Origin of the sequence: Pseudomonas sp. FG1 (genome assembly GCF_034313875.1) — a bacterium.
GTDB classification, from domain to species: domain Bacteria; phylum Pseudomonadota; class Gammaproteobacteria; order Pseudomonadales; family Pseudomonadaceae; genus Aquipseudomonas; species Aquipseudomonas veronii.
On the sequence record NZ_JAVIWP010000001.1, the window covers coordinates 1,878,398 to 1,893,650 of the forward strand.

Genomic DNA, 15,253 nt, shown 5'->3' on the forward strand with positions numbered 1-15,253 from the left:
TCCATGGGTTGCACCTATTGAAGTTAGAGGGTTGCACGTCCCGACGAGCGGAGCCGAAACACCTGCAATAACAATGACACCGTGTCTTTTTGAAGAATAAAAACGTAATGGCACGCGGCTTGCTCTGGGCTTTCAGTGAAAGTTTTAGTTGAAGGTTTGCAGTGAATACTTAGTGCCAATAAACAAAAACCTCGGAGCACCACTCATGTCCCAGACGTTTTACAAGAAAGGTTTTCTGGCCCTCGCCGTTGCAGCGGCGCTGGGTGTTTCTACGTTTGTTCAAGCTGATGTGAAGATTGGCGTAGCGGGGCCGATGACGGGCGCCAACGCCGCTTTCGGTGAGCAGTACATGAAGGGCGCCCAGGCGGCAGCCGATGTCATCAACAAGGCTGGCGGCATCAACGGTGAGCAGATCAAGCTGGTCGCCGGCGACGATGCCTGTGAACCCAAGCAGGCCGTGGCCGTGGCCAACCGCCTGGCCGACCAGGACAAAGTGATCGGCGTGGTCGGGCACTTCTGCTCGTCCAACACCATCCCGGCGTCCGAGGTCTACGACGAAGCCGGCATCATCGCCATCACCCCAGGCTCGACCAACCCGCAGGTCACCGAACGCGGCCTGGGCGCCATGTTCCGTATGTGCGGGCGTGACGACCAGCAAGGCATCGTGGCCGGCGACTACATCGTCGACGTGCTCAAGGGCAAGAAAGTCGCGGTCATCAACGACAAGGACACCTACGGCAAGGGCCTGGCCGACGCCACCGCTGCCCAGTTGACCAAGCGCGGCGTGAAACCGGTGCTGGAAGAAGGCCTGACCCGGGGCGAGAAAGATTTCAGCGCCCTGGTCACCAAAATCCGCTCCCTGGGCGCCGACGTCGTGTACTTCGGCGGCCTGCACCCGGAAGCCGGTCCGCTGGTTCGCCAGATTCGTGAAGCAGGCCTCAAGGACGTGAAATTCATGTCCGACGACGGCATCGTGACCGACGAACTGGTCGCGACCGCTGGCGGTGCGCAGTACGTGGACGGCGTGTACATGACCTTCGGCGCTGACCCGCGCCTGCTGCCGGACAGCAAGGCAGTGGTTGAAGAGTTCCGTAAAAATGGCACCGAGCCAGAAGGCTACACCCTGTATGCCTACGCGTCGGTCCAGGCCCTGGCCGCCGGCTTCAACGGTGCCAAGTCCAACAAGGGTGAAGACGCCGCCAAGTGGCTCAAGGCTCACCCGGTAAAAACCGTGATGGGTGAAAAAGCCTGGGATGCCAAGGGCGACCTGAAAGTCTCCGACTACGTGGTTTACCAGTGGGACAAAGACGGCAAATACCACCAGTTGGAAAAGCAGAAGTAAGGCTGAGTACCACAGACCTAATGTGGGAGGGGGCTTGCCCCCGATGACGGTGTATCAGCCACCCGATGTATAGCTGACCCTCCGCAATCGGGGGCAAGCCCCCTCCCACAGGGGGACTGGGTTGTTATTGAGATCTGTTTTTTCCTCCAGAAGCGCCGCACACCTACCGGTGTGCAGGTGCTCACCGCGTGAGATTGCGTTATGGATGGTATTTTCCTGCAGCAACTGGTCAACGGCCTGACCCTCGGGTCGGTCTATGGCCTGATCGCCATCGGCTACACAATGGTCTATGGCATCATTGGCATGATCAACTTCGCCCATGGCGAGGTTTATATGATTTCCGCTTACCTCGCGGCGATCAGTCTGGCACTGCTGGCTTATTTCGGCATCGAATCCTTCCCGCTGCTCATTCTCGGCACCCTGGTCTTCACCGTGGTCGTTACCGGCGTTTACGGTTGGGTCATCGAACGGGTCGCCTACAAACCGCTGCGCAACTCCACCCGACTGGCACCGCTGATCAGCGCCATTGGTATCTCCCTGATCCTGCAGAACTACGCACAGATCGCCCAGGGCGCCAAGCAACAAGGCATTCCGACCCTGCTGGCCGGCGCCTGGCGCGTCGATATCGGCAGCGGTTTCGTCCAGTTGACGTACACCAAGGTCTTCATCCTGGTCGCTGCCTTCGCCGGCATGGCCTTGCTGACCTACATCATCAAGTACACCAAGCTCGGCCGCATGTGCCGCGCTACCCAGCAAGACCGCAAGATGGCCTCGATCCTCGGCATCAACACCGACCGCGTGATTTCCTACGTGTTTGTCATCGGTGCCGCCATGGCGGCCCTGGCCGGCGTGTTGATCACCCTCAACTACGGCACGTTCGACTTCTACGCCGGCTTCATCATCGGCATCAAGGCCTTCACCGCGGCGGTACTCGGCGGCATCGGTTCCCTGCCTGGGGCGATGCTGGGCGGGATCATCCTCGGTATTTCGGAGTCGCTGTTCTCGGGGTTGATCAACTCTGACTACAAAGACGTGTTCAGTTTCTCCCTGCTGGTGGTGATTCTGATTTTCCGTCCCCAGGGCCTGCTTGGTCGCCCACTCGTGGCTAAGGTATAAACATGTCTGCTGCCAAATCGATTGATATCAAAAAAAGTGTGGTCGATACGATCCTCGCCGGGCTGATTGCGTTGATCGTGTTCGGTCCGATCGTCGGCGTGGTGCTCGACGGCTACAGCTTCAACCTGCAACCTGCGCGCGTGGCGATCCTGGTCGCCATCGTGATGGCCGGCCGCTTTGCCCTCAGCCTGTTCCTGCAAACGCCCAAGGGCGTGAAGATTCTGCAGGGCTTCGAGAACAGCGGTTCGGGCGTCCACGTGCTGGCGCCGGACTACAAGTCGCGGCTGCGCTGGATCATCCCGGCGCTGATCGTGATCGCCATCGTATTCCCGATCTTCGCCAACAAGTACCTACTCACCGTGGTGATCCTCGGGCTGATCTACGTACTGCTCGGCCTGGGCCTGAACATCGTGGTCGGCCTGGCCGGCTTGCTCGACCTGGGTTACGTGGCGTTCTACGCCATCGGTGCCTACGGCCTCGCGCTGGGGTATCAATACCTCGGCCTGGGTTTCTGGACGGTGCTGCCGCTGGCGGCCATCGCGGCGGCGCTGGCGGGGTGCATACTCGGCTTCCCGGTGTTGCGCATGCACGGCGACTACCTGGCGATCGTGACCCTGGGGTTTGGTGAAATCATCCGCCTGGTGCTGAACAACTGGCTGTCGTTCACCGGCGGGCCAAACGGCATGCCGGTGCCTTCGCCGACGTTCCTCGGCCTGGAATTCGGGCGCAAAGCGAAGGACGGCGGGATTCCGTTCCATGAGTTCTTCGGCCTCGATTACAACCCCAACATCAAGTTCATGTTCATCTACATCGTGCTGTTCCTGGTGGTGCTGGCCGTGCTGTACATCAAGCATCGCCTGACCCGCATGCCGGTCGGCCGCGCCTGGGAAGCCTTGCGCGAAGATGAAATCGCCTGCCGCTCCATGGGCCTGAACCACGTGCTGGTCAAGCTCTCGGCGTTCACCATCGGCGCCTCCACGGCCGGTCTGGCCGGGGTGTTCTTCGCCAGTTACCAGGGCTTCGTCAACCCGTCGTCGTTCACCTTCTTCGAGTCGGCGCTGATCCTGGCCATCGTGGTGTTGGGCGGCATGGGCTCGACGGTGGGCGTGGTGATCGCGGCGTTCGTGTTGACCGTCGCGCCGGAACTGCTGCGCAGCTTCTCTGAGTACCGCGTGCTGCTGTTTGGCGTGTTGATGGTGGTGATGATGATCTGGCGGCCACGCGGCCTGATCCGGATCAGCCGTACCGGTGTGACCCCACGTAAAGGAGTGGCGCCATGAGCAAGGAAGTCATCCTGTCCGTGGAACATCTGATGATGCACTTCGGTGGCATCAAGGCCTTGAGCGACGTGAGCCTCAAGGTCGAACGCAACTCGATCTTCGCCCTGATCGGCCCCAACGGCGCCGGCAAGACCACGGTGTTCAACTGCCTCACCGGTTTCTACAAAGCCAGTGGCGGCAAGATCGAACTCAACGTGCGCGGCCAGCAGACCAACGTGATCCAACTGCTCGGCGAGCGCTTCGAGGCCATCGACTTCGTGTCGCCGAAAAGCTTCTTCAGCCGCGTGTACTACAAGATGTTCGGCGGCACCCACCTGGTGAACCGCGCCGGCCTAGCGCGGACCTTCCAGAACATTCGTCTGTTCAAGGAAATGTCGGTGCTGGAAAACCTGCTGGTCGCCCAGCACATGTGGGTCAACCGCAACCTGCTCGCGGGCATCCTCAACACCAAGGGCTACCGCAAGGCTGAAAGCGACGCCCTCGACCACGCCTTCTACTGGCTGGAAGTGGTCGACCTGGTGGACTGCGCCAACCGCCTGGCCGGCGAGCTTTCCTACGGCCAACAGCGCCGCCTGGAAATCGCCCGCGCCATGTGTACCCGGCCGCAGATCATCTGCCTGGACGAACCGGCTGCGGGCCTCAACCCCCAGGAAACCGAAGCCCTCAGCGCGATGATTCGCCTGCTGCGCGACGAACACGACCTCACAGTGGTGCTGATCGAACACGACATGGGCATGGTGATGAGTATTTCCGACCACATCGTGGTGCTCGACCACGGCAACGTGATCGCCGAGGGCGGGCCGGACGCGATCCGCAACGATCCGAAAGTGATCGCGGCCTACCTGGGCGCGGATGAAGAGGAGCTTGTATGAACGGGCCTATCCTCGAAATGAAGGACCTGGACGTGTTCTACGGCCCGATCCAGGCGCTGAAGAAAGTCTCGCTGCACATCAACGAAGGCGAAACGGTCAGCCTGATCGGCTCCAACGGCGCGGGTAAATCCACGCTGCTGATGTCGATCTTCGGCCAGCCACGGGCGGAGTCGGGGCAGATCCTCTACAACGGCGTCGACATCACCCACAAGTCGTCCCACTACATCGCGTCCAACGGCATTGCGCAGTCGCCGGAAGGGCGGCGGGTGTTCCCCGACATGACCGTCGAGGAAAACCTGCTGATGGGCACCATCCCCATCGGCGACAAGTTCGCCCAGGAAGATATGCAGCGCATGTTCGAGCTGTTCCCACGGCTCAAAGAGCGGCGTAACCAACGGGCGATGACCATGTCCGGTGGCGAGCAGCAAATGCTCGCCATCGCCCGCGCACTGATGAGCCGGCCCAAGTTGTTGCTGCTCGACGAACCGAGCCTGGGCCTGGCGCCGATTGTGGTGAAGCAGATCTTTTCCACCCTGCGCGAACTGGCGGCCACCGGGATGACCATCTTCCTGGTGGAGCAGAACGCCAACCATGCGCTGCGTCTGTCAGACCGGGCGTATGTGATGGTCAACGGCGAGATTCGCCTGACAGGCACCGGCAAGGAACTGCTGGTGAACGAGGAAGTGCGCAACGCCTACCTCGGCGGCCACTGACCTAAATCACAACGCAGTCCCCCTGTGAGAGGGGGCTTGCCCCCGATGGCGGTGTATCAGTCAGAACACCTGATACTGACCCACCGCCATCGGGGGCAAGCCCCCTCCCACATTTGTTTTTGTGGTGTTCACAAGTGCGATCCCAAATTGTGGAAAACAAATCCGGCCACCTCCCAAAGCGCGACATATAGCCGCCGCAAATCGCTGTTTTGTCACAGTTTTGACTTGTCCCCATCCGCTGTGGAACCGGCTGTGGGTAACGTGGGAGTAGCTGGCTGAAAGCCTTTGATTACGTGGTCTGCAGCGTGATGGTTGTTTTTTGATCAGTGGCTTTTTGGCGACCTGCCGAGGGGTTTGTCAACCTGTTTAAAGACACAGGTATATGACCGGATTATGTCTGTCCAGCCTGTGGATAAGTCTGTGGTTAAACTCTGGAAAGACGTCCGCAGAGGCCGGAATGACTGGCCTGGAGCCATCGTTCGGTTTTTCCTCTCGTGCATGGGCCTACATACAGCCTCGTCCAGGTCAAGCAAAAAACTTTGTAAAACCGCCTGAAAGCCTTGTACACAGCGGCTCTGGGCTTTTTGCACTTGCCCCCAAAGACTGTGGGCGCAATTGTGGATAACCTGCGCGCATATGGCTGCAGGCCACGGTGTGTAAGGCTTTGCGTGGTTTGGTTGAAAACTGATCAGGCGTGCATGGCGTGATGTGCATAGCGGTTGCCGCGACGACGGCGTAAGGGCATTCTGCTGGCTAATTTTTTCCCGATGTCTGCAAGGAGAACACCATGTCCAACACGCTGTTTATTACTGGCGCAACTTCAGGTTTTGGCGAAGCCTGCGCCCGTCGGTTTGCCGAAGCTGGCTGGAAACTGGTGCTCACCGGTCGTCGTGCCGAGCGTTTGAACGCGCTGGTCGAAGAGCTTTCCAAGCAGACCGAAGTACACGGCCTGGTGGTGGACGTGCGTGACCGCCAAGGCATGGAAGCGGCGATTGCCGGCCTGCCGCCCGCGTTCGCCAAGCTGCGCGGGCTGATCAACAACGCCGGACTGGCCGTGGGCACCGATCCCGCGCCCAAATGCAACCTCGACGACTGGGAAACCATGGTCGACACCAACATCAAGGGCCTGCTGACCACCACCCACCTGCTGTTGCCGCGCCTGATCGCCTATGGCCGCGGTGCCGGGATCATCAACCTGGGCTCCATCGCCGGCAGCTACCCGTACCCGGGCAGCCACGTGTATGGCGGCTCCAAAGCGTTCGTGAAGCAATTCTCGCTGAACCTGCGCTGCGACCTGCAAGGCACCGGCGTGCGTGTGACCAACATCGAGCCAGGGCTGTGTGAAAGCGAGTTCTCCCTGGTGCGCTTCGGCGGCGACCAGGCGCGCTACGACGCCACCTACGCCGGCGCCGAGCCGATCCAGCCGCAGGACATCGCCGACACCATCTTCTGGGTGCTGAACACCCCGGCGCACGTCAACATCAACCGCCTTGAGCTGATGCCGGTGAGCCAGAGCTGGGCCGGGTTTGCGATTGAGCGTGGGGCCAAGTAAGGGGTTAGACCGAGTTGCCTGCATCGGGGGCAAGCCCCTCCCACATTTGAATGGGTTCACACATCAAAATCTGTGAACCCAATTCAGTGTGGGAGGGGGCTTGCCCCCGATGAGTCCCTGAAGGTCAGCCGAGAACCTTGACCAACCCCTGATAACAGGTCGCCAGGTGATACGGCGTGGTCGACGGCATATCCCGTCGGCTCACGCTGCCCTGGGCATCCAGGCATTCATTCCAGCCCTTGGCATGCAGGAAGTGCTGCTGCAACGCGAGCAACTGGCGCTGCAGCACGGCTTCGCTGCCCGGCCGCAAGGTCAGTGCGCGCAGGTATTCCGCCTGGGCCCAGATGCGTTGGGTGCCGTCGCGCACGCTGCCGTCCAGGGCGAGCATGCCGCTGACCGCGCCGGTCCGGTTATCCACACCCGTTTGCTCGGCATAGGCAAAGGCCCGCGTCAGCGAAGCATGCAGCGGCGTGCCGCGCAGCACGTCGGAAGACTCAAGCAAGAAGAACCACTCGAACTGGTGCCCCGGCTCAAACCAGTTATCCACAGCGCCCAGCGGTTTTTCCATCATCACGCCGTGCTGGCGCTCGATAAAACGCTGCTGCATGGCCGTCGCCAAGGCCAGCAATGCGGTTTGCACCGCGGCGTCTTCACGCACCGCCAGGGTGGCGAGGAAGCCTTCCGCCAGGTGCATCAGCGGGTTTTGCAATGGGCCGGACTTGAGGGACGACCAATTACGCTCCAGCACCGCCTCGTACAGGCCATCGCCGCTGGCGAAACGTTGGGCGACCACTTCCAGCGCCGCATTCAACACCGACTCCACCAGCGGTTCGCGCACCTTGGCCCAGTAATGGGCGCAGGCGAAGATGATGAACGCGTGGGTGTAGAGGTCCTTGCGCTTGTCCAGCGGCTGGCCGGCGGGGTCGATGCTGTAGAACCAGCCGCCGTGCTCGGCGTCGTGGAAATGCCGTTGCAGCGAGCGGAACAACACGGCGGCGCGTTCTTCGGCAAAGGCTGCGCCGGGTTCGCCGATCAGGCTGGCGAACAGGTACAACTGCCGGGCACAGGCCATGGCGCGGTAGCGTTGCGGCGGCAACGGCCGGTGGTCGGCGTCCAGCGCCTCGTAGGGCAGCGCCAGCTCGGCGTTCCAGCCCGGGCCCTGCCAGAGCGGCACGATCAGGTCATGGAAGTGCGTGAGCACGGCATTCAAGGAAGGCTGAAGGGCGGAGCTTGGAGCGATGGGCATCGGCTGGCGTCGTCACGGCAGGGGTGTAGGCGCGCATGGTAGCAGGCTTGGGAACGGTGGTGTCTGCGCCACCGCTATCGGGGGCAAGCCCCCTCCCACATTCGACCGAGTTCCAACTTTGGAATGCAAGCGAATGTGGGAGGGGCGGTGCGACGATTCGACTTGCCCCCGATGAGGCGCTTAATCGCGCCGCAAATCAGCCAGCCAGCAACCAAACCCCGGTCGCCGCCGAAGCCGCCCCGGCAACCCGCACCAACGGCGCCGCCGCAGTCGGCAGCCAGCGCACCACGGCATAACCGGCAGCGTGCAATACAGCGGTGGCGCCGACAAATCCGGCGGCATACGCCCAAGGGCTGGACATGTCCGGCAGCTCCAAGCCATGGGCCACGCCGTGGAACAGCGCGAACAAGGCCGTCGCCCCCAGCGCCACGAACAACGGCGGGCGCACCGCCAGCGCCACCGCCAGGCCCAGGGCCAGCACCGACGCGGCAATCCCGCTTTCCAGCGCCGGCAACGCCAGGCCTTCAAAGCCCAACAGGCCGCCGAGCAACAGGGTGGCCACGAAGGTGCAGGGCAGCGCCCAACGCGCCGCGCCTTTTTGCTGGGCGGCCCACAAGCCGACCGCCAGCATGGCCAGCAAATGGTCGAGACCGCCCAATGGATGGCTGATACCCGCCATCAGGCCGTTGTCGCCGTGACCCGGGTGGGCGAAGGCCAAGGCGGGTGCGAGCAGCAGGGCGGCGGCAGCGAAGAGTTTTTTCAGGCGCATGGACAGGTTCCTTATGGGGTGATCAGGCCGCAGTCAGCAGGCCCTGGCGTTCGATGAAGGCGACGATCTCATCCAGGCCGACGCCGGTTTTCTGGTTGCTGAACACAAAGGGTTTACCGTTGCGCATGCGTTGGGTGTCGCTGTTCATCAGTTCCAGCGAGGCGCCGACCAAGGGCGCCAGGTCGATCTTGTTGATCACCAGCAGGTCGGATTTGCAGATGCCGGGGCCGCCCTTGCGCGGCAGTTTATCGCCGGCGGACACATCGATCACATAGATGGTCAGGTCCGACAGCTCCGGGCTGAACGTCGCCGACAGGTTATCGCCGCCCGACTCCACCAGGATCAGGTCCAGGCCGGGAAAGCGCCGGTTGAGTTGGTCCACCGCTTCCAGGTTGATCGAGGCGTCTTCACGGATCGCCGTGTGCGGGCAGCCGCCGGTCTCCACACCGATAATGCGCTCGGGCGCCAGGGCCTGGTTGCGCACCAGGAAGTCGGCATCTTCGCGGGTATAGATGTCGTTGGTGACCACCGCCAGGTTGTAGCGATCGCGCAAGGCCAGGCACAGGGCCAGGGTCAGGGCGGTCTTGCCGGAGCCCACCGGGCCGCCGATGCCGACACGCAGAGGTTGTGTGTTCATGTGCTTCTCCTAGGAACGGAACAGGCGGCTGTACTGGCGCTCGTGGGCCATGCACGCCAGGGACAGGCCGAACGCGGCGCTGCCGAAATGGTTGGGGTCGATGTGGCTGGCGTCCTGCTGGGCGTGTTGCAGCAGGGGCAGCAGTTCACTGGTCAGGCGTTGGGCGGCCTGCTGGCCGAGCGGCAGGGTTTTCATCAGCACGGCCAGCTGGTTTTCCAGCCAGCTCCACAGCCAGGCGGCGAGGGCGTCGTCGGGGCTGATGCCCCAGGCGCGTGCGGCCAGGGCCCAGCCCAGCGCCAGATGCGGCTCGGCGTGTTGTGCGAGAAAATCACGGGCCGCGTCGTCCAGTTCCGGCAGGCCGTTGAGCAGTTGCTGCAGGGAGTACCCCATCTGCCGGCTCTCCTGATACAGCTCGCGGGTCTCGCGACTGGCGCGGTGTTCCTCGCACAGTTGCGCCAGCTGCGACCAATCGCCGGCCACAGCGGCGCGGCAATGCGCGAGCAACAGCGGCGCTTCGAAGCGGGCGAGGTTGAGCAGCAACTGGTCGCTGATCCAGCGGCGGGCGCCGGCCGCGTCTTTGACGCGGCCATTCTCCACGGCCATTTCCAGGCCCTGGGAATAGCTGTAGCCGCCAATCGGCAATTGCGGACTGGCCAGACGCAGCAGCGCCCAGGCTGGGTTCATAAACGCACGCCGAACTGATGCAGCTTCGGCGGGTAGTTGAAATCTTCATCGCCATGGCGTGAATGGTGGTGGCCGCCGCCGTAGGCCCCGTGTTCCGGCTGGAATGGCGCTTCGAGGGTTTCGGTCCGCGCGCCCAGCTGTTCAAGCATGGCCTTGAGCACGTAATCATCCAGCAGGCGCAGCCAGCCGTCGCCTACTTGCAAGGCCACGTGGCGATTGCCCAGGTGATACGCGGCGCGGGTCAGTTCAAATGCATTGCGACAGGTGACGTGCAGCAGTTGTTCAGGGCGCGCGCAGACGCGTACTACACGTCCGTCTTCAGCCTGTAGGAACTCGCCATCGTGCAGCGGCGGCTGGCCACGCTCCAGGAACAGGCCGACGTCTTCGCCGTCGGCACTGAAACAGCGCAGGCGGCTTTTGCTGCGTGCTTCGAAGTTCAGCAGCAACTCGGCGGCCCAGAGGGTTTGCGGGGCGATTCGGCGGTGGATCACCAGCATCAGAAGGCTTCCAGCTATGAGCGATAAGAGAGCTAGAGCAAGGGGCTTGCCAATCCCGCGCAGGAGTAGGAATTCCCTGAAGGCGAGCGCAGCGATGCCACCGAATAGGGCGTCAGTCATCGCATTTATGCTTCAACTTGGTGCGCGTCTGGAGGTGTGGCACTGGATGGGGGCGTTGTGTGTGGATGTGGTGTGCGGTTTTGCATGAAATTTCTCTCATCTAATTCGCACTGGTGTTTTTTCAGATTTCTCCTACGCAGAATCCGGATTCCGCGTTCAAAAAGTTACGCGCTGTTTCTTTAGGATTTGCGCCGTCTTAACACCACGGCGATTCATCAATGTTCAAGTCACTTTTCTTTTTAATCCTTTTCAGTCTTTCCTGTGTCATCTCATCGGCCTCGGCCAACCTGAAACCTCAATCGACATTCGGCTCTTCGCTGCCTGGTGTTCCAACGTCTTCGGTGGCGAATGTGGTCGACCGCGCCCATGCCCTGCTGGGCACCCCGTACAAATGGGGGGGCACCTCGGCCGAGCAAGGGTTTGATTGCAGTAGTTTCCTGGTCTATCTGTTCAAGACCGAAGCCAACATTCACATCCCGCGCACGACGGCGGCGATGCACCGTTCAACGGCTGCGACCGTCAAGCGCAACGAGCTCAAACCGGGGGACGCGGTGTTTTTCAAAGGCAACGGGCGCGGTCAGGTCAGCCATGTGGGGCTGTATATCGGCGAAGGGAAATTCATTCATTCGCCGCGGGCCGGCAAGAATGTGCGGATCGATTCGCTGAGCAACAACTACTGGAACAAGAACTACACCGGCGCCAAGCGTTTCCACACGGCGGGTTGACGGCTTACTCGGTGCTGCCGAGGCCCTGCCAGTGCTTGAGGCCAATGAAGATGAAGCGCAACTGCTGGGTGATTTTCGCCTGGGGCGTGAGGTGGGCGGGCAGCGCGTGGGCGGGCGGGTCGATGATGTCGGGCAGGGTGGCGAACACACTTTTGACGATCAGGTCGGCCATCACGTGCAGGCCGTCGGCGTCCAGGTGCTGGAGCTTGGGCATCAGGGTCAGGTCGGCGGCCAGGTCACTGGTGATGTCTTCGCGCAGGGCGCCGATGGCTTGGCGCACAGCCAGGCAGCCACCGTACTGTTCGCGGGCCAGGAACAGGAATTGCGAGCGATTGGCCGCGACCACATCGAGGAAGATCCGCACGGACGCATCGATAATGCCGCCCATCATGAATTCGTTGTGGCGCACCAGGCGGATCGTGGCACGGAAGGTCTGGCCGACTTCGCTGACCAGCACCAGGCCCAGTTGGTCCATGTCGGCAAAGTGACGATAGAACCCGGTGGGCACGATCCCGGCTGTCCTGGCCACCTCCCGCAGGCTCAGGCTGCCGAACCCGCGGCCACACTCCATCAGATGGCGGGCAGCGTCCATCAGAGCGAGGCGGGTCTGTTGCTTCTGTTCGGCACGGGGCAGCATGGCGGGCGGGCTTTGTCGGCAAGTACAGCGACGCACTCTAGCAAAACCGCTTCATAGACGTCGAACTTGGCAGGGCATTGCGGCGTGGATACGTGACACGTTGTGCAGAAAGTCAAAAGCCCGATCCAGGGATCGGGCTTTTTTCCGGGCCACCACAGGCTTAGCTCTGAGCTTGATGCAGGTCTTGCAGACGGTCGGCACCGCCTTCAGCAACACCTTCTGTATAGGCACGTTTGTTGGCGTGTTCAGCACCACCTTCAACCAGGCCTTTTTCTTCCAGGCGGTTGTGGCCGTTTTCGGTCACGCCTTCGGTGTAAGCGCGTTTGTTGGCTTGTTCCGAACCATTTTCAGCAACGGCGCCTTTGGCGTAGTCACGGTTCTCTTGTTCTTGCGACCCGCTACGGGCGAGGGTTTGGCTGAATTGAACGGCATCGGCTTTGACTTGTGGGATCGCTTGTTCAGCGGCCGGCAGGGCAAAGGCACTGGATGCCAGGACGGACAGCAGCACGGTAGCGAGTACTTGGCGTTTCATGATCGGTTGCTCCTTGGGAGGGCGATTAAGTGGGTACGTGGCTAATGCTACTCTCGATAAGTCGATATAAAAGTTCATAAACCCAATGGTAATAATCAACGGAATTGATTGTTCCCATGGGAGGCTCTAAGTCGAGCCTCTCAAGCCCGCGGTTTTGCACCGTGCTGGGTATTTTCGACACGTGCCGGGGTAACAATGGTGCGCTGGCGTGGGATAAATCTGTCGAGGTGGTCAGAAAAATGGGTTTTTTCCGGCAAAACGTTGATTGGGTTAAACCCCGGGAGGGTTTGCCAGTCCTAGCTGTATAAGCTGTCTCAAGGGCTGTGACTCAGCCAGTCGTATTCAGGAGCTCTGTGCAATGACGCGCACTCGTAAAATCGTCGCTTGGTGCTGCGCCAGCATCGTTCTATCAATCGCCGTGGTGGTGTTGTTTTTGCTGTTCTTCGACTGGAACCGCATCAAACCGCCGCTCAATGCCAAGGTTTCCGAAGAACTGCATCGTCCGTTCGCCATCAATGGCAACCTGGCGGTGGTGTGGCGCCGTGAACTGGACGAGGGCGGCTGGCGCGCCTGGGTGCCCTGGCCCCATGTCATTGCCGAAGACCTGAGCCTGGGCAACCCCGACTGGTCGAAAACCCCGCAGATGGTCACGCTCAAGCGTGTGGAGCTGCGTATCTCGCCATTGGCCTTGCTGGTGCAACGCGTGGTGATCCCGCGTATCGACCTCGTCGAACCGAGCGCCGAGTTGCAGCGCCTGGCCGATGGGCGCGCCAACTGGGTGTTCACATTCGATCCCAAGGACCCTAACGCCGAACCCTCCGCCTGGGTGGTGGACATCGGTGCCATCGGCTTCGACAAGGGCCACGTGACCCTCGACGACCAGACCCTCAAAACCCAACTGGACGTGATCATCGACCCGCTGGGCAAACCCATTCCGTTTAGCGAAATCGTCGGCGATGCGGATGCCAAAAAGCTCTTGGAAAAAGGCGCGGCCCCCCAGGACTATGCGTTCGGCCTCAAGGTCAAAGGTCGCTACCACGGGCAGACACTCGACGGCAGCGGCAAGATCGGCGGCCTGCTCGCCTTGCAGGACGCGGCCAAGCCGTTTCCGCTGCAAGCCCAGGTGAGCGTCGCCGACACCCGCATCGCCGTGGCCGGCACCCTGACCGACCCGCTCAACCTCGGTGCCCTGGACCTGCGCCTGAAACTCGCCGGCGCCAGCCTGGGCAACCTGTACCCGCTGACCGGCGTCACCCTGCCGGACTCGCCGGCCTATTCCACCGATGGGCGCCTGATCGCGCAACTGCATCAAGCCAGCGGCGCGACGTTCCGCTACGACAACTTCAACGGCAAGATCGGCGACAGCGACATCCACGGCAACCTGGCCTACGTCGCCAGCCAGCCGCGGCCCAAACTCAGCGGCACGCTGGTGTCCAACCAACTGCTGATGGCTGACCTTGCGCCCTTGATCGGTGCCGACTCCAACGCCAAGCAAAAAGCCCGTGGCGGGATGAGCAAGCAACCGGCGACCAAAGTGCTGCCGGTGGAAGCGTTCCGCACCGAGCGCTGGCGTGACATGGATGCCGACGTGGAATTCACCGGCAAACGCATCGTCCACAGCACCGACTTGCCCTTCACCGACCTCTATACGCACTTGGTGCTGACGGATGGCGAACTGAGCCTGCAACCCCTGCGGTTCGGCGTGGCCGGCGGCAAGCTCGATGCACAGATCCGCCTGAACGGTCGCATCACGCCGATGGAAGGCCGCGCCAAATTGACCGCGCGCAACTTCAAGCTCAAACAGTTGTTCCCGACCTTCGAGCCGATGAAAACCAGCTTTGGCGAACTCAACGGTGATGCTGATATTGCCGGGCGCGGCAACTCGGTGGCGGCGTTGCTGGGCTCGGCCAACGGTGACCTGAAGATGCTGATCAACGACGGCGCCATCAGCCGGGGCCTGATGGAAATCGTCGGGCTCAACGTAGGCAACTACGTCGTCGGGCGCCTGTTTGGCGACAAGGAAGTGAAGATCAACTGCGCGGCGGCCGACTTCGGCATCAAGACCGGGCTCGCGACCACGCGCTTGTTTGTGTTCGATACCGAGAACGCCATCGTCTATATCGATGGCACGGCGAATATGGCCTCGGAGCAGCTCGACCTGACCATCACCCCGGAATCGAAAGGCTTCCGCCTGTTCTCGCTGCGCTCACCGCTGTATGTGAACGGTCCGTTCATCAAACCGAATGCCGGCGTGAAAGCCATCCCCCTGGCACTGCGTGGCGCCGGCATGGTCGCGCTGGGCGTGATCGCCGGCCCGGCTGCCGGGTTGCTGGCACTGGTCGCGCCGAGCGGCGACGTGCCCAATCAGTGCGCGCCGTTGTTGCAGCAGATGAAGGAAGGCAAGGCGCCGAAGACCGTGAAAGGTTGATTCGGCACAGTCGTAAGAAAGGGCGCCTCTAGAGGGGCGCCTTTTTGATGGCGGAGCTGTAAGTGTGCTCCTGGTCTTGCGTAGTTCATTTCTGAAACAGCAA

The 15,253-nt window shown here is 61.6% G+C and carries 15 protein-coding genes; 8 read left to right on the top strand and 7 right to left on the bottom strand.

The genetic code is table 11. The features are described from left to right. Positions 1–205 precede the first annotated feature (205 nt). The 6 genes from RGV59_RS08610 (at position 206) to RGV59_RS08635 (ending at position 6,875) form a co-directional block, all read left to right on the top strand. Positions 206–1,342, top strand: a complete 1,137-nt coding sequence (locus RGV59_RS08610) for a branched-chain amino acid ABC transporter substrate-binding protein (protein WP_046490657.1) — start codon at positions 206–208, stop codon at positions 1,340–1,342. Positions 1,343–1,543: 201 nt separating this feature from the next. Continuing rightward, positions 1,544–2,458 carry an ABC transporter permease subunit gene (locus tag RGV59_RS08615; RefSeq protein WP_012721939.1) on the top strand — a complete coding sequence of 305 codons (915 nt, stop codon included), beginning with the start codon at positions 1,544–1,546 and terminating at the stop codon, positions 2,456–2,458. A gap of 2 nt (positions 2,459–2,460) precedes the next feature. Next, positions 2,461–3,738 carry a high-affinity branched-chain amino acid ABC transporter permease LivM gene (livM, locus tag RGV59_RS08620; RefSeq protein ID WP_046490653.1) on the top strand — a complete coding sequence of 426 codons (1,278 nt, stop codon included), beginning with the start codon at positions 2,461–2,463 and terminating at the stop codon, positions 3,736–3,738. Continuing rightward, positions 3,735–4,610, top strand: coding sequence for an ABC transporter ATP-binding protein (locus RGV59_RS08625; protein ID WP_017849724.1), 876 nt, complete (start codon positions 3,735–3,737; stop codon positions 4,608–4,610). Before livM ends, RGV59_RS08625 begins: the two co-directional genes overlap by 4 nt. Next, complete coding sequence (locus tag RGV59_RS08630; RefSeq protein ID WP_017849723.1) at positions 4,607–5,323, top strand: ABC transporter ATP-binding protein; 717 nt, start codon at positions 4,607–4,609, stop codon at positions 5,321–5,323. The genes RGV59_RS08625 and RGV59_RS08630 overlap by 4 nt, the downstream gene beginning before the upstream one ends. Positions 5,324–6,110: 787 nt before the next feature. Then, a complete protein-coding gene (locus RGV59_RS08635) occupies positions 6,111–6,875 on the top strand; it encodes an SDR family oxidoreductase (protein WP_017849722.1) in 765 nt (254 codons plus the stop codon). 124 nt (positions 6,876–6,999) lie between these two features. Here the strand turns inward: RGV59_RS08635 and RGV59_RS08640 are convergent, their stop codons facing one another. The 5 genes from RGV59_RS08640 to ureE all read right to left on the bottom strand — a co-directional run bounded on the left by RGV59_RS08640 (position 7,000) and on the right by ureE (position 10,708). Continuing rightward, positions 7,000–8,121, bottom strand: coding sequence for an AGE family epimerase/isomerase (locus RGV59_RS08640; protein WP_026140378.1), 1,122 nt, complete (start codon positions 8,119–8,121; stop codon positions 7,000–7,002). Between the two features lie 196 nt (positions 8,122–8,317). Next, positions 8,318–8,890 carry a HupE/UreJ family protein gene (locus tag RGV59_RS08645; RefSeq protein ID WP_046490644.1) on the bottom strand — a complete coding sequence of 191 codons (573 nt, stop codon included), beginning with the start codon at positions 8,888–8,890 and terminating at the stop codon, positions 8,318–8,320. 22 nt (positions 8,891–8,912) lie between these two features. Then, positions 8,913–9,527, bottom strand: coding sequence for an urease accessory protein UreG (gene ureG / locus RGV59_RS08650; protein ID WP_017849719.1), 615 nt, complete (start codon positions 9,525–9,527; stop codon positions 8,913–8,915). Between the two features lie 9 nt (positions 9,528–9,536). Continuing rightward, complete coding sequence (locus RGV59_RS08655; RefSeq protein ID WP_108526118.1) at positions 9,537–10,211, bottom strand: urease accessory protein UreF; 675 nt, start codon at positions 10,209–10,211, stop codon at positions 9,537–9,539. Then, on the bottom strand, positions 10,208–10,708 hold the full coding sequence (gene ureE / locus RGV59_RS08660; RefSeq protein WP_046490639.1) for an urease accessory protein UreE: 501 nt from the start codon (positions 10,706–10,708) through the stop codon (positions 10,208–10,210). The genes RGV59_RS08655 and ureE overlap by 4 nt, the downstream gene beginning before the upstream one ends. A 338-nt stretch (positions 10,709–11,046) precedes the next feature. On the opposite strand from ureE, the gene RGV59_RS08665 reads away from it, so the two are divergent. Beyond that, positions 11,047–11,553: a C40 family peptidase gene (locus tag RGV59_RS08665; protein WP_026140377.1), complete on the top strand. Its 507-nt coding sequence runs from the start codon at positions 11,047–11,049 to the stop codon at positions 11,551–11,553. Positions 11,554–11,557: 4 nt separating this feature from the next. Here RGV59_RS08665 and RGV59_RS08670 read toward each other — a convergent pair whose 3' ends face one another. Together RGV59_RS08670 and RGV59_RS08675 are read right to left on the bottom strand one after the other, a co-directional pair. Continuing rightward, positions 11,558–12,190 carry a TetR family transcriptional regulator gene (locus RGV59_RS08670; protein ID WP_017849715.1) on the bottom strand — a complete coding sequence of 211 codons (633 nt, stop codon included), beginning with the start codon at positions 12,188–12,190 and terminating at the stop codon, positions 11,558–11,560. A gap of 160 nt (positions 12,191–12,350) precedes the next feature. Then, positions 12,351–12,722 carry a hypothetical protein gene (locus RGV59_RS08675; protein WP_017849714.1) on the bottom strand — a complete coding sequence of 124 codons (372 nt, stop codon included), beginning with the start codon at positions 12,720–12,722 and terminating at the stop codon, positions 12,351–12,353. A 358-nt stretch (positions 12,723–13,080) separates the two neighbouring features. On the opposite strand from RGV59_RS08675, the gene RGV59_RS08680 reads away from it, so the two are divergent. Further along, positions 13,081–15,150, top strand: coding sequence for an AsmA family protein (locus RGV59_RS08680; RefSeq protein ID WP_126585387.1), 2,070 nt, complete (start codon positions 13,081–13,083; stop codon positions 15,148–15,150). Positions 15,151–15,253: the final 103 nt, after the last annotated feature.

Excerpts from the sequence above, each read along its gene's own strand:
- RGV59_RS08610 (WP_046490657.1), top strand. The coding sequence starts at position 206 with ATGTCCCAGACGTTTTACAAGAAAGGTTTTCTGGCCCTCGCCGTTGCA.
- RGV59_RS08615 (WP_012721939.1), top strand. The coding sequence starts at position 1,544 with ATGGATGGTATTTTCCTGCAGCAACTGGTCAACGGCCTGACCCTCGGG.
- livM (WP_046490653.1), top strand. The coding sequence starts at position 2,461 with ATGTCTGCTGCCAAATCGATTGATATCAAAAAAAGTGTGGTCGATACG.
- RGV59_RS08625 (WP_017849724.1), top strand. The coding sequence starts at position 3,735 with ATGAGCAAGGAAGTCATCCTGTCCGTGGAACATCTGATGATGCACTTC.
- RGV59_RS08630 (WP_017849723.1), top strand. The coding sequence starts at position 4,607 with ATGAACGGGCCTATCCTCGAAATGAAGGACCTGGACGTGTTCTACGGC.
- RGV59_RS08635 (WP_017849722.1), top strand. The coding sequence starts at position 6,111 with ATGTCCAACACGCTGTTTATTACTGGCGCAACTTCAGGTTTTGGCGAA.
- RGV59_RS08640 (WP_026140378.1), bottom strand. The coding sequence starts at position 8,121 with ATGCCCATCGCTCCAAGCTCCGCCCTTCAGCCTTCCTTGAATGCCGTG.
- RGV59_RS08645 (WP_046490644.1), bottom strand. The coding sequence starts at position 8,890 with ATGCGCCTGAAAAAACTCTTCGCTGCCGCCGCCCTGCTGCTCGCACCC.
- ureG (WP_017849719.1), bottom strand. The coding sequence starts at position 9,527 with ATGAACACACAACCTCTGCGTGTCGGCATCGGCGGCCCGGTGGGCTCC.
- RGV59_RS08655 (WP_108526118.1), bottom strand. The coding sequence starts at position 10,211 with ATGAACCCAGCCTGGGCGCTGCTGCGTCTGGCCAGTCCGCAATTGCCG.
- ureE (WP_046490639.1), bottom strand. The coding sequence starts at position 10,708 with ATGCTGGTGATCCACCGCCGAATCGCCCCGCAAACCCTCTGGGCCGCC.
- RGV59_RS08665 (WP_026140377.1), top strand. The coding sequence starts at position 11,047 with ATGTTCAAGTCACTTTTCTTTTTAATCCTTTTCAGTCTTTCCTGTGTC.
- RGV59_RS08670 (WP_017849715.1), bottom strand. The coding sequence starts at position 12,190 with ATGCTGCCCCGTGCCGAACAGAAGCAACAGACCCGCCTCGCTCTGATG.
- RGV59_RS08675 (WP_017849714.1), bottom strand. The coding sequence starts at position 12,722 with ATGAAACGCCAAGTACTCGCTACCGTGCTGCTGTCCGTCCTGGCATCC.
- RGV59_RS08680 (WP_126585387.1), top strand. The coding sequence starts at position 13,081 with ATGACGCGCACTCGTAAAATCGTCGCTTGGTGCTGCGCCAGCATCGTT.